The following is a 14,079-nucleotide window of genomic DNA, read 5'->3' on the forward strand; positions in this document are numbered from 1 at the left end:
AGGTGGTCCATGACTCGCTCCTTCTGGCCGGAAGGGTTGCAAGCTCAGGGGCAAACTGCCTGCCGCTTTTGTCCACAAAGTGCTAAAGTCTAGATGAATCCGCCGCTCGAACAGCGGGAACCCCCGACTCGCGGCCGCTGTCGCGTCCACGATCGGGGCTTCAACCGCAACGAACCGGGCCGCCCCGCGCCGCTGGTCGCTGTACGCGCTGAGGTCTCCCCCTCTCCCGCTTGCGGGAGAGGGGGCCGGGGGGTGAGGGCTGCCCGCGGCCGCGCCGGACTGTCCGGAGCACATGATCCGCAGTTCTCCCCTCTCTGTGCGCAGTTTGCGCGCGGAAGTGCCGGGGGGAGAGGGCTGCCTGCCGCCGCGCCGGGCCGTCCGGAGCGCACGGATCTGCGTTTCTCCCCGCTCCGCGGTTGTTGTCTGAATGATGATCGATACAGGGCGCGCGGACGCCGCGAGCCGACACCACGGATTGCCTGGAGCACGATGAGCATGCACTACCTGCCGGGGCCGCAGCAGCTTCGCCGCATGACCACGGACGAAATCCGCGACGCGTTCCTGATCACCGGCCTCTTCCAGCCCGGCGCCATCACCCTGCGCGCGGTGGACCTGGACCGCGTCATCCTGGGCGGCGCCGTCCCCGGCGCGGAGCCGCTGCGGCTGGAGCCCGGGCCCGAGCTGGACACCGCCACCTTTCTGGAACGCCGCGAAGTGGGCATTCTCAACACCGGCGGCGCGGGCACGGTGACGGTCGATGGTGAAACGTACGAACTCGCCAGGCTGGACCTGCTGTACGCCGGCCGCGGCGCCGCCGAGGTGACCTTCGCCAGCGCGGACGCGTCGAATCCCGCGCGCTTCTACCTGGTGAGCTATCCCGCGCACGCGTCCCATCCCACGCGTCTGGTAAAGGCGGATGAGGCGCAGGGCGGGGACCTGGGCACGCTGGCGCAGGCCAACCAGCGCCGCCTGAGCAAGTACGTGCACCCCGACGCATTCCCCAGCGCGCAGCTGGTGATGGGCGTGACGCAGCTCAAGGAGGGGAGCGTGTGGAACACCATGCCCGCGCACACCCACCAGCGCCGCACCGAGGTCTACCTGTACTTCGGCCTGCCGCAGGATGGCGTCGTGTTCCACTTTCTGGGCGAGCCGGGCGAATCGCGCAGTGTGGTGGTGCGCGACGGCGACGTGGTGCTTTCCCCCAGCTGGTCCATCCACTCGGGGTGCGGCACCGGCGCGTACACCTTCTGCTGGGCCATGGGCGGCGAAAATCAGGCGTTTGCCGACATGCAGGGCGTGGCCATGGCCGACCTGCGCTGACGCACGGGACCCCCGCGTTCCACAGTCCGGAACACGGGGGTCTTGCCATTCTCGCGGAACGCGCTATCCTGACGCAGCATTAGTTTGAAGTCGCAACGAATTCGTGTCCGGTGATGTATCGGGCGGGTCGCGAAGGTGTCACTGGACGAAGGGTACGAACGTTAGGGAGGTGAAGAGCCCCATCGATCGCCTCCAGACGGGCGCTGGTGAGACACCGGGCCGCCCGGATGGACGCGGAAAAGCCGGTTCCGGGTAGTTTGCTGCAACGAGAAACAAATTCAGGTTCGCCATCGCGGCGCTCCCGCCGCCGATGCCCCCCATTCCCCCTCAGCCTCTTCGCAGTACCGCAGTACCAGTCCCGCAGATCTGCCAATTCCCGCCGTGCCGCAGGATCGCCGGAACCTCTTGAGGAGAGTCGACGATGAGATGGGCGAAGTTCTTTGTTTGTGCAGCCGCGCTGCTGCTGGGGGCGCAACCCGCCACCGCGCAGTCGACGGGCAGGATCGCAGGACTCGTGACGGATGCCGCCACGGGCGTGCCTCTTCCCGGCGCGCAGGTGAGCGTGGTGGGCGGGGCGGCCCGCACCTCCACCGGGGCTGACGGCCGCTACGTGCTGTCCGGCATCGCGCCGGGATCGTACACGGTGCGCGCCACCATGATCAGCCGCGCCACCCGCGACCAGACGGTGACGGTGGCCGCCGGCGCGCAGGCCACCGCCGACTTCGCGCTGGGCGTGCAGGCGCTGGTGCTGGAGGAAGTGGTGGCGGTGGGCTACGGCACGCAGCGCCGCGCCGACGTCACCGGCGCCGTGACCTCGGTGAACGCCGCCGAAATCGCGGAGCAGCCGGTGACGCGGGTGGACCAGGCGCTGGCCGGCCGCGCGGCCGGCGTGGACGTCATCACCACCAACAACCAGCCGGGCGCGCAGATGCGCATCCGCATCCGCGGCGGCAACTCGCTCACCGGCGGCAACGACCCGCTGGTGGTGCTGGACGGCGTGCTGGGCGCGGACCTGAACCAGGTGAACCCCGCCGACATCGCCAACATCGAGGTGCTCAAGGACGCCTCGGCCACCGCCATCTACGGCGCGCGCGGCGCCAACGGCGTCATCATCGTCACCACCAAGACGGGGGTGCCGGGCGAGACGCGGGTGGAGTACTCCGGCTACTACGGTACGCAGACGGTGAGCAACCGGCTGGACCTGCTGACCGCGTCGGAGCAGGCCGTGCTCATCAACGCCAACCCCAACCTCACCCTGCGCTTCGCCGATCCGGCCGCGCTGGGCAACGGCACGGACTGGCAGGACGTGATCTACCAGAGCGCGCCGCAGCAGAACCACGAGCTGTCCCTTTCCGGTGGCGCCGAGCGCACCAAGTACCGCGTGTCCGGCAGCTGGCTTGAGCAGCAGGGCGTGGTGAAGACGTCGGGATTCGACCGCGCCACGCTGAACGTGAACCTGGACCAGACGGTCAGCTCGCGCGTGCGCGCGGGAACGCGCCTCACCTACTCGCGCAGCGAAGCCAGCGGCGTCCGCGTGAACGACGGCTACGGCTCGCAGGGCGGCACGGTCACGCAGTCGGCGCTGGGCTTTTCGCCCATCGTCCCCGTCTTTACGGAGAGCGGCACGTACAGCGGGCCTCTCGTTGCCGGCGCCACGGTGGACAACCCGCTCGCCATCCTGCGCGAGCGCAGCGACCAGACGACGCGCAACTACCTGCTGGGCAACCTGTTCGCCGAGATCGACCTGCTTTCGGGGTTGACCTTCCGCAGCAGCTTCAGCTACCGCGGCAACGAGCGGCTGGCGGAGCGCTACACCTCGCGCCTGCTGCTGGCGGCTTCCGGGCTGGGGCAGGCCAACGTGGACAACGTGCGCAGCACCGACTGGATCGCCGAAAACACGGTGAACCTGCAGCGCTCGGTGTTTGGCGGGCACTCGCTGAACGCGCTGGCCGGCGTGACGGTGGAGCGCGAGCGCAACTGGGGCAGCTTCATCACCGGCCGCGGCTTTCCCAGCGACCTGCTGGGCACGGACGGGCTGGCGCTGGCCTCGGAGCGCACCGTGAGCGCGTTCGACAACACGGTGTCGCTGCTCTCCTTTCTGGGCCGCGTCAACTACAGCATTGGCGGGCGCTACCTGTTCACCGTCAGCGGGCGCAGCGACGGCGCCAGCAAGTTCGCGGAAAACAACAAGTGGGCCTTCTTCCCCTCCGCTGCCTTCGCGTGGCGCGTGAGCGGAGAAGACTTCATGGACGCGGTGCCGGCCATCAACGACTTCAAGCTGCGCGTGAGCTACGGCGAAGTCGGCAACCAGGCCATCAGCCCGTACCAGTCGCTGGCGGCGTACAGCAACGGCAACCAGTACGCGTTCGGCACCAGCTTCTTTACCAACGGCGTGCTTCCCAGCCGCCTGGCCAACCCGGACCTGCGCTGGGAAACCACCACGCAGTACGACGTCGGCGCCGACATGCGCCTGTTCAACAACGTCGTGGGGATCACGGCCGACTGGTACTACAAGCGTACGCGCGACCTGCTGTACAGCAAGCAGCTTCCCTCGCACACCGGCTTCACCTCGCAGATCCAGAACATCGGCAGCCTGGAGAACCGCGGCTTCGAGCTGGGGCTGGACGCGGAGAACTACGTGGGCGCGTTCCAGGTGCGGCTGGGCGGCAACATCTCCGTCAACCGCAACAAGGTGCTGGAGCTGGGCGGCGACAACGAGTTCACCGCCGCGGGCGCCAACAACGCGCTGCCGCGCTTTGCCGGGTCCGCGCTCGTCCGCGTGGGCGAGCCGGTGGGCAACATCTACGGCTACGTGTGGGACGGCATCTTTCAGACGGCCACCGAGGCCGCCGCCAGCGGGCAGACCGGCGCGGTGCTGGGCGGCGACCGCATCCGCGACCTGAACGGCGACAAGGTGATCAACGAGCTGGACCGCAAGATCATCGGCAACGCCCTGCCGGACTTCACCTACGGCTTCAACGGCGGGCTCAAGTACGGCGTGGCGGACCTCGCCTTTACGCTGCGCGGGGTGCGCGGCAACGAGCTGGTGAACCTGACGCGCGTGAACCTGAGCACGCCCGGCGGCACCGGAAACCAGCTGGCGGAAACGGCCAACTACTGGAGCCCCACCAATCCCACCAACACGATGACCGGGATCGGGATCGGGCCGTACGACGCCATGACCTCGCGCTGGGTGGAGGACGGATCGTTCCTGCGCCTGCAGAACGTGACGCTGGGCGTGTCCGTGCCCGAAAGCCTGCGCAGCCGCTTTGCCCGCCGCTCGGCGCGGGTGTACGTGAGCGCGCAGAACCTGTTCACCTGGACCGACTACTCCGGCTTCGACCCTGAAACCAGCTCGCGCGGCAACACCGACATCGAGCTGGGCTGGGACGACGGCAACTATCCCGGCACGCGCACGGTGACGCTGGGCGTCAACCTGGGCTTCTAGGAGCGAACCGATGAAACTTCGATACGCGCTGCCCCTGCTGGCCGTCACGGCCACCGCCGGGTGCGACAACTTTCTGGTGGAAGAGCCGCAGGACTTCTTCTCCCCCGAGAACTTTCCGGCCAGCGAGGCGGACGCCAACCTGGCGCTGGGCGGCATTCAAACGTACCACACGCGGCAGGACTACTTTTCGCGCGGGTGGTGGTTCGTGGCCGAGATCCCGTCGGACCACAGCCGGGTGACGGAGGCCAACGGCGCCCGCCGCGACCATGACGCCTTCAGCGTCACGGCGCAGAACGAGTGGATCCGCCGCGTGTGGCAGGCGGCGTACGGCTCCATCAACGCCAGCAACGTGCTCATTCAGCGCGTGCCCGAGATCACCGCCATCCCCGAGGCGCGCCGCGCGCAGATCGTGGCCGCGGCCAAGTTCTGGCGGGCGTTCGACTACCTGAACCTGGCCCGCGTCTACGGCGAGGTGCCCATCCACGAAACGCCGGTCGCCTCGCTGGAAGAGGCGCGCAACGCCACGCGCGCCCCGCTGGCGGACGTGTACGCGCTGATCGTAAAGGACCTGGAGGAAGGGTGCTCCGTCCTTCCCGCCACGTGGCCGGAAGGGCCGGGCAAGCCCACCAAGGGCGCGGCGTGCGCGGCGCTGGCCGACGCGTACCTGAACATGTCGGGCGAGCCGCTCAAGCAGAACAAGTGGGCGGACGCGGCGCGCGCGGCGAAGGTGGTGATGGACATGGGAACGCACCGTCTGCGGCCCAGCTTCCGCGAGCTGTGGCTGATCGCCAACAAGACGGACCCGGAGTTCATCTTCAGCATCCAGTTTCAGAACAACGACGCCGACGGCCTGGTGACCACGCAGTCGCGCCCCGGCGGCATCGGCACGGAAAGCGGCTTCGACTACTGGAACACCACCGAGGCGTTCATGAACACGTTCGCCACGGCGGACGCGCGCAAGGACCCCACGTTCCTTACCGAGGTGCTGTTCAACAACATCACCTACACCTACCGCGCCGGCGTGGCCGGAACCACGCAGTGGGGAACCAACGTGGAGAACCGCCGCCCGTACTGGGAAAAGTTCTTTGACGACAACCGCACGGTGCACACCGACCGCGGGCGCCGCACGGATGCCAACGTTCCCATCTACCGCTACGCCGACGTGCTGCTGATGTACGCCGAGGCGGAGAACGAGGCCAACGGGCCGGGCGCGGCGTACGCGGCCATCAACCAGGTTCGCCGCCGCGCGAACATGCCCGAGTTCTCGGGGATGAGCCAGGCGGAGTTCCGCGACGCGGTGCGGCAGGAGCGCTCGTACGAGCTGGCCTTTGAGTGCAAGCGCTGGTTCGACCTCAAGCGCTGGGGCACGTGGCTGGAGGTGCTGAAGGCCGACCCGGTGGCCGGGCCGCGCATTCAGCCGTTCCACCGCTGGGCGCCGCTGCCGCAGCAGGAGCTGGACAACAGCCCCGGCCTGGTGCAGAACCCCGGCTACTGAGTTCCATTCGTACGACGATCACCGGCCGGTGCGCCCCCGCGGTGCACCGGCCGCATCCTGAACCCCACTGGCTCCGGGACCGCGTGGCCCACAAGACCCTCGTTGCTTTCGCCGCCTGCGCGGCGCTGCTGGGCGCCTGCGCGCCCGCGGTTTCGTCCGGCGGCGCGCCGGCTCCGTCGTCGGAGCTGGACGCGCTTTCGGAGGACGCGCTGCGCTACGCCGCCGCGCACTACCTGAAGTCGGCGCGGCGGATGGACCCGTCCGCCGGGATTCCGCGAGCCACCACGGCGGACAGCGCGTGGCGCACGGTCAGCATCCACGACTGGACGAGCGGCTTCTTCGGCGGCACGCTCTGGCTGCTGCACGAGCACACGGGCGACGCGGAACTGCGTGCGCAGGCGGAGCGGTGGACGATGCCGCTGGCCGGCATCACGGCCGGGCGGTACGACCACGACCTGGGGTTCCAGTTTCACAACTCGTTCGGCAACGCGCTTCGCATTACGGGGGATGACCGGTTCCGCGCGCCGGTTCTGGGTGCGTCGCGGCTGCTGGCGGGGCGCTTCCGGCCGGCGGTGGGCGCCATCCGCTCGTGGGACAATCCGCAGTGGAAGTATCCGGTCATCGCCGACAACATGATGAACCTGGAGATGCTGCTGTGGGCGGCGCGCAACGGCGGCGATCCGGCGTGGACGGAGCTGTCGAAGCGCCACGCGGAAACCACGATGCGGGCGCACCTGCGTCCGGACGGCGGCTCGTATCACCTGGTGGATTTTGATTCGGCGACGGGCGCGATCGTGGCGCGGAAGACGGTGCAGGGCTACGCGGACAGCAGTACGTGGGCGCGCGGGCAGGCGTGGCTCACGTACGGCTACACGATGGCGTACCGCGAAACGCGCGACCCGCGTTTTCTGGACGCGGCGCGCCGCGTGGCCGCGTACGCCCTTGCCCGTCTTCCGGCGGACCACGTTCCGTGCTGGGACTATCAGGCGCCCGGCTGTCCGGATTCCGCGCCGCGCGACGCGTCCGCCGGGGCCATCACCGCGTCGGCGCTGCTGGAGCTGAGTACGCTGGTTTCGGGGGATGAGGCGGCGGGATACCGGCGGAACGCGGAGTCGATTCTGACGTCGCTGGCGTCGCCGCGCTACCTGTCGCGCGGCACGGACAAGCCGACGATTCTGCTGCACTCCGTCGGGCATCTGCCGGGGAACAGCGAGATCGACGTGGGGATCGTGTACGCGGACTACTACTTCGTGGAGGCGCTGATGCGGTACCGCGCGCTCCGCGGCCTGGGCCCGCGCGGCGTGCTCCGCGCACGCTGAGGTTTCGGCGGGGCGGGGTAGGCTCGGAGGCTGATCTGGGGCGACTGAAGTCGCGGCAACAACGGCGCGAAGTCCGCCTGCGCGGACTGCATCCGAAGCGCCGGCGCAAGCCGACGGGTTGGGCGCAGCCGCCATCCAGGAGCGAATGAATTCGCCGCTGGAAAAGCACGAAGTCCGCCTGCGCGGACTGTGGGGGACAGTGCGGCGCCGGTCGGAGGATGCCGTCCGTCCGCCGGGCGGGAGCCGCGGGTGCGTGCCGAAATTACCGCCACGCTGAGGTCTCCCCCTCTCCCGCTTGCGGGAGAGGGGGCCGGGGGGTGAGGGCAGCCCGCGGCCGCGCCAAACCATCCGGAACGCACGATCCTTTGTCCGCACCTCTTGTTCGCTGAGTATCGCCGCACCAAGGACAGCATTTGATCGACCGAAGCACCGGACGAAACCGTGTGAAAGCGGCTTCGTCCCTTTGATCCACAATCCCAATCTCTTTCGGACAGCGATGATCCACGGAATGACGTTTTCCGTCGATGACACGCGCGGCGCGTCCCTCGCGCGGCGTGCCGGGCGCGTGGCGCGGGCGATCGCATGCGCGGCGGTCTTCTGCGGCGCGGCCACGGCGGATGCGCAGGCACCCGCGGCGGCGGTTCCGGGCGTGGCGCCGCAGATGGTGAACGTGGCCGGGCGCTCCGCCACCACGCTCAACGGACGCTGGCGCAGCATCATCGATCCGTACGAGACGGGCTACTACAACTACCGCCGCCGCCCCGACGCAAACGGCTGGTTCCGCGACCGCAAACCCGCCAACGCGCAGGAGTTGATCGAGTACGACTTCGATCAGTCCCCGCTGCTGAACGTGCCGGGCGACTGGAACTCGCAGCAGGCGGAACTGCTGTTCTACGAGGGAACGGTGTGGTACCGCACCCGCTTTGAGCGCGCGCTGGCGCCCGGGCGGCGGCTGTTCGTGCACTTCGGTGGCGCGAACTACCAGGCGCGCGCGTGGATGGACGGCAACGAACTGGGGATGCACGAAGGCGGCTTCACCCCGTTCGGATTCGAGGTGACGGACGCGCTGGAAGCCGGCACGCACTCGTTAGTGGTCAAAGTAGACAACCAGCGGCACCCGGAAGCGGTGCCCACGGTGAACTCCGACTGGTGGAACTACGGCGGCATCACGCGCGAGGTCACGCTCGTGGAAACGCCCTCCACCTTCGTGCGCGACTACACGCTGCAGCTGGACCCGGCGGACCCGCGGCGGGTGCGCGGCTGGGTGCAGCTGGACGGGCCGGACTCCGCGCGCACCGCCGTCACCATCCGCATTCCGCGCGCGGGGCTGTCGCAAACGGTGACGCCCGACGCGAGCGGCCGCGCGGTGGTTTCGTTCGACGCGCGGCGGCTGGCGCGCTGGTCGCCCGATCATCCGAATCTGTATGACGTGGAGATCGCGACGGCGGCGGAGACCATCCGTGACCGCATCGGATTTCGCACGCTGGCGGTGCGGGGAACGCAGATCCTGCTGAACGGCGAGCCGATCTTCCTCCGCGGCATCAGCATGCACGAGGAGTCGCCGTACGAGGCGAGGCGCGCCTACAGCACCGACGACGCGCGCACCTCGCTGGGCTGGGTGAAGGAGCTGGGCGGCAACTTCGTGCGCCTTGCCCACTATCCCCACAACGAGGCCATGCTGCGCGCCGCGGACGAGATGGGCGTCATTGTCTGGGCGGAAATCCCGGTCTACTGGACGATCCAATGGGAGAACCCGGCCACGCTCGCCTCCGCCCGCCAGCAGCTGGGCGAGATGGTCACCCGTGACCGCAACCGTGCGTCCGTGGCGCTCTGGTCCGTGGCAAACGAGACCCCGCGCGACGCCAATCCCGCCGCGGGCCCGCGCATCACCTTTCTGCGCAACCTCGTCGCGCACGTGCGCGGGATGGACAACACGCGGCTGATCACCGCCGCGCTGGAGCACCGCTACGTGGGCCGCGACACCATCGTGATCGACGATCCGCTGGGCGAGGTGCTGGATGTGATCGGCAACAACGAATACTTGGGCTGGTACGACGGCAGTCCGGAAAAGGCTGATTCCATCACGTGGCGCAGCGCGTTCAACAAGCCGCTGGTGATGAGCGAGTTCGGCGGCGACGCGCTGCAGGGGCTGCACGGCCCGGCCGCCAACCGGTGGACGGAAGAGTACCAGGCGCGCATCTACCAGCGGCAGGCCGCGATGCTGCGCCGCATTCCCATGCTGGCCGGCACGTCGCCGTGGATTCTCAAGGACTTCCGCTCGCCGCGCCGCCCACTGCCGGGCATTCAGGACTACTTCAACCGCAAGGGTCTCATCAGCGACCGGGGCGAGCGCAAGCTGGCGTTCTACGAGCTGCAGCGCTTCTACCTGGAACTGCGCGCCGCCCATCCCGATCCCGGCGCGGAACGGTGATCCGCCCCCCCGTCCTCCCTCCATCGCGAGACAAACGTTGAACCATCCATCGGGTGTGTGGATGGCGGGAAGCGTGTGCTCGCGGCGGCCATTGACGTGGGTCACAGGCGCATCTACTGTGAGATTCATCTTATCACTCGATCTGTACCGGTCTGATGACTGATTTTCGTCTGGATGGACGCGTGGTGGTGGTCACCGGCGGATACGGCGTGCTGGGCGGCGGACTGGCGAGCGGGCTGGCCGCGGCGGGTGCGCGCATCGTGGTGCTGGGCCGGCGCCGCGAGCAGGCCGAGGCCAAGGCGGAGCAGATCCGCGCCGCGGGCGGCGAAGCGATGGCCGTGGTGGCCGACGCGCTGGACCGCGGGCAGCTGGCCGATGCCTGCACCGAGGTGGTGGGCGAGTGGGGGCGGGTGGACGCGCTGGTGAACGGCGCGGGCGGCAACGTGGCCGCGGCGCGCAACGACGACCGCCCCGTGTTCGAGGTGGCGCCGGACGCGTTCGACCAGGTGCTGCAGCTGAACCTGCACGCGACCATCACGCCGTCGCTGGTCTTCGGCAAGGCGATGGCGGATCGCGGTGCGGGGAGCATCGTCAACATCTCGTCGATGGCGGCCATGCAGGCCATCAGCGGGGTGATGGGCTACTCCATCGCCAAGGCGGGGATCGACAACTTCACCCGCTGGCTGGCCGTGGACCTCGCGCGCCGATACGGTGGCGGGATGCGTGTGAACGCCGTCGCGCCCGGCTTCTTCATCAGCGAGCAGAACCGCGCCGTGCTGGTGCAGCCGGACGGATCGCCCACCGCCCGCGCCAACACCATCATCAACCGCACGCCCATGGGCCGCTTCGGCGAGGCGGAGGAACTCGTCGGCGCGGTGCAGTGGCTGTGCAGCGACGCCGCATCCTTCGTGACCGGCATCGTGGTCCCGGTGGATGGCGGATTCAGCGCCTTCAGCGGGGTCTGAGGAGAAAAGAAGTGCCCAGGATCGAGTGCCCAGTGCCCAGGATCAAGGGCCCGGGGTAAGGCCTCATGCCCCAACGCGCACCTGACACTCTCGTACTTTCGTACTCCCGTACTCTCGTACTTCGCCGTCCCCCCTCCCCATCCGTTCCGCCACACTCGATGCCGACCCAACCCGCCATCCGTCATTTGGTCCGACTGGGAACAAAGCCTTTCCGATGTCTGTTTCCCGCCATCGCCGCGCTGATTGTCTCCGCGTGCGGCGGATCGCGCGAGCCGGTGGTGGTGGCCGCGGTGGGCGAGTGGAGCGGGCCCGACGAGATCGCCCTCAAGCAGGGGATTGAACTCGCCGTGCAGCAGGTGAACGACGCGGGCGGGGTGAACGGGCGCCCGCTGCGGGTGGACTTTCACGATGACAAGCACGACGTGACCGAAGCCGCGCGCGTGGCCGCCGAACTGGTCGCCGACCCCGAGGTCGTCGCCGTCCTCGGCCACACGCGGTCGGACCCCACGCTGGTCGCCATGAAGGTCTACGACGGGCAGATGCCCGTCATCAACCCGCGGCTGAGCTCGCCGGACCTCACCGGGCTTTCCACCTGGCTCTTCCAGGCCGTCCCCACGGATTCGGCGTACAGCGCGGCGGTCGTGCGCTTCGCGGCGGAGCGCGGGCTGCGGCGCACGGCGCTGCTCTTCAACAACACCGCGCGCGGGCGCGCGACGGCGGAGCACTTTCAGAAGCAGTACCGCGGCAGCGTGGTGGCCATGGACCCCGCCTACTTTCCCGCGCCGCTCCCGGGCGACCTCAAGACGTTCGTCGATTACCATCGGCAGCAGGCGCCGGACCTGGTGTTCGCCCCCATCGGCGAGCCCAAGGAGTACATCCAGCAGGCGCAGGCGCAGGGGCTGCGCGCCGTGGTGGTGGGGTGGGATGTGTGGTCGTCGCAGACGCGCGATCCCTCGCTCCCCGGCGACTTCTACCACGTCGTCCCGGTGGATCTGGCCTCGCAGCGGGACGAGACGCGCGCCTTCCTGCGGGCGTTCCGCAACGCGGCGCACGCGGAGCCTACGCCCTTTGCCGCCATCGGCTATGACGCCACGCGGCTCATCGCCCGGGCCGCGGCGGAGGGCGGCGACCGCGCCGGCATCCGCCGCTGGCTGGCGGCGCTGCGGCCGGAAAGCGCGCAGGCCGGAGTGATCGGCTCGCTTTCCTTTGCGCCGGACGGCACCGCGGTGGGGCCGGAGCCGGTGATCGTTCCCGTGCGGACGGCGGCGGCTTCCGCGGGAGGGCGGCCGTGAGGGCGCGGGGGCAGGCCCGCACCATGGCGGGCGCGCTGCGGGCGGGGATGGCCGCCGTCTGCGTGCTGCTGGTGGCGGGAGGGGTGATGAGCTGGTGGTCCGTGCGCCAGCAGTCGCGCGAGGTGCGCGCCACCATGAACGTGGTGCAGCAGGAGGTGGATCTGACGCTGCGCCTGTCCACGGGGATCGCGCAGGAACTGCTGGGGGCGGAGCGCTACCTGGACGGCGACCGCGCCGGGCGGCAGGACTTTGACAAGCTGGGCTTTCAGGTACGGCGCGACTACCGCGCCTTGGACCGGCTGGCCGGCCGCAATGCGCAGGACGCGGGGCTGGTGAGCGGCATCATGCGCAACGTGGCGGATGCGGAGGCTCACTACGCCATGGCGCACCGGCTGGCGGACCTGGGACGCGCGGGCGAGGCACAGGCGCGCGCCGCCCGGGCCGCCCCGCACACCCGCGACGCACTGGCCGCGCTGGCGGGGCTGGGCGAGGTGCAGCGGCGCGCCATCGCCGACGCGTCCGCCGGGCTGGAGGTGGCGGCGCAGCGGCGGATGTGGCTGCAGATGGCGCTGCTGCTGGGCGCCGTGCTGCTGGCCGCGTGGATCGCGCGCCGGACGATCCGCGCCGTCGCCGGGCCGCTGGCCTCCGTGGTGGACCACGCGCGGCGGCTGAGCGAGGGCGACCTGGGCGCGCGCACGCGGACGGACGGGCTCCCCGCGGAGTTCGTCGTCCTCGCCAGCTCCATGAACCAGGCCGCCGCGTCGCTGGAAGAGGTGGCCACCGTCGTCGTGCGCACCGCGGACCAGCTGGCGGAATCGGCCAACGCGGTGGCCGCGGGCGCGGAGCAGATCACCGCCACCGCGTCGGAGGTGGCGGAAAGCATGGGCCACGTATCCACCGGCGCGGAAGACCAGGTCGCCCAGCTACGGCGGGTGGACGCCGCGCTGGCCGGCATCGGCGACAGCGCGCGCGAGGCGGGGGAGGGCGCGGGAGAGGTTCGGACGCTGGCGGAATCCATCGGACAGTCGGCGCAGGCCCGGCGCGTGGAGGTGGGGCACTCGGTGGAGGTGCTGCGCGGCGTGCGCGATTCCGTGCACACCGCGGCGGAAGAGGTGGAGGCGCTGCGCGAGGCCACGGCGCACATCCGCCGCTTCGTGGACCTGGTGCGCGCCATCAGCAGCCAGTCGGACCTGCTGGCGCTGAACGCGGCCATCGAGGCGGCGCGCGCGGGCGAGCACGGCCGCGGCTTCGCGGTGGTGGCGGATGAGGTGCGCAAGCTGGCGGAGCAGACGCAGAACGCCGCCGCCGAGGTCATCGGCACCACGCGGCTGGTGACGGGGCGCATCGAGACCGCCGCGCGGTCGATGACGGAGGGCGTGGCGCGAGTGGGGGAGATCGAGCGCGTGTCGCACAACCTGGACGCCGCGCTGGCGGAGATCGCCGGGGCCGCGGCGCGCACCGGCGAGGCGGCGGCACGGGTGAGCGACGTCGTCATCCACAACACGCAGGCCGTGCACGCCGCGGCCGTGGGATTGACGGAAATCGCCGCGCGCGCCGAGTCCAACGCGGCGTCGGCGGAAGAGGTGAGCGCCGCCACGCAGGAGCAGAGCGCGGGGTGCGAGGAGGTGAGCGCCATCGCCGCGGACCTGCTCGTGGGGAGCACGCGGCTGCGCGAGGCGGTGGGGCGTTTCCGGCTGGGCGCGGCGGTGCCATCCACCGCGACGCTTTCGGAGGATGACGAGACACCCGCGCCGTGGACGGAATCCGCGCGGGGCGAACTGGTGGCGACGGGATCAGGGAGATAGACGG

8 protein-coding genes are annotated in these 14,079 nt (G+C 69.9%); all 8 read left to right on the top strand.

Translation table 11 applies throughout. The features are described from left to right. Nucleotides 1–489 precede the first annotated feature (489 nt). The 8 genes from kduI (at nt 490) to HNQ61_RS29690 (ending at nt 14,075) form a co-directional block, all read left to right on the top strand. Nucleotides 490–1,320, top strand: coding sequence for a 5-dehydro-4-deoxy-D-glucuronate isomerase (kduI, locus tag HNQ61_RS21005; protein WP_170038913.1), 831 nt, complete (start codon nt 490–492; stop codon nt 1,318–1,320). Between the two features lie 421 nt (nt 1,321–1,741). Continuing rightward, nucleotides 1,742–4,768 carry a SusC/RagA family TonB-linked outer membrane protein gene (locus tag HNQ61_RS21010; protein ID WP_170038912.1) on the top strand — a complete coding sequence of 1,009 codons (3,027 nt, stop codon included), beginning with the start codon at nt 1,742–1,744 and terminating at the stop codon, nt 4,766–4,768. Between the two features lie 10 nt (nt 4,769–4,778). Then, nucleotides 4,779–6,263 (top strand): RagB/SusD family nutrient uptake outer membrane protein, encoded by a 1,485-nt coding sequence (locus HNQ61_RS21015; protein ID WP_170038911.1) that lies wholly within the window; start codon nt 4,779–4,781, stop codon nt 6,261–6,263. A gap of 83 nt (nt 6,264–6,346) precedes the next feature. Continuing rightward, the gene (locus HNQ61_RS21020; protein WP_170038910.1) at nt 6,347–7,582 is read left to right on the top strand and encodes a YyaL domain-containing protein; all 1,236 of its coding nucleotides are present in this window, start codon (nt 6,347–6,349) and stop codon (nt 7,580–7,582) included. A 508-nt stretch (nt 7,583–8,090) separates the two neighbouring features. Further along, complete coding sequence (locus HNQ61_RS21025) at nt 8,091–10,013, top strand: glycoside hydrolase family 2 protein (RefSeq protein WP_170038909.1); 1,923 nt, start codon at nt 8,091–8,093, stop codon at nt 10,011–10,013. A gap of 155 nt (nt 10,014–10,168) precedes the next feature. Next, nucleotides 10,169–10,978 (top strand): SDR family oxidoreductase, encoded by an 810-nt coding sequence (locus HNQ61_RS21030; protein WP_170038908.1) that lies wholly within the window; start codon nt 10,169–10,171, stop codon nt 10,976–10,978. Between the two features lie 185 nt (nt 10,979–11,163). Next, nucleotides 11,164–12,270, top strand: a complete 1,107-nt coding sequence (locus tag HNQ61_RS21035) for an ABC transporter substrate-binding protein (protein ID WP_170038907.1) — start codon at nt 11,164–11,166, stop codon at nt 12,268–12,270. Beyond that, complete coding sequence (locus HNQ61_RS29690) at nt 12,267–14,075, top strand: methyl-accepting chemotaxis protein (RefSeq protein ID WP_170038906.1); 1,809 nt, start codon at nt 12,267–12,269, stop codon at nt 14,073–14,075. The genes HNQ61_RS21035 and HNQ61_RS29690 overlap by 4 nt, the downstream gene beginning before the upstream one ends. Nucleotides 14,076–14,079 lie beyond the last annotated feature (4 nt).

It is taken from the genome of Longimicrobium terrae, from assembly GCF_014202995.1.
Classification (GTDB): domain Bacteria; phylum Gemmatimonadota; class Gemmatimonadetes; order Longimicrobiales; family Longimicrobiaceae; genus Longimicrobium; species Longimicrobium terrae.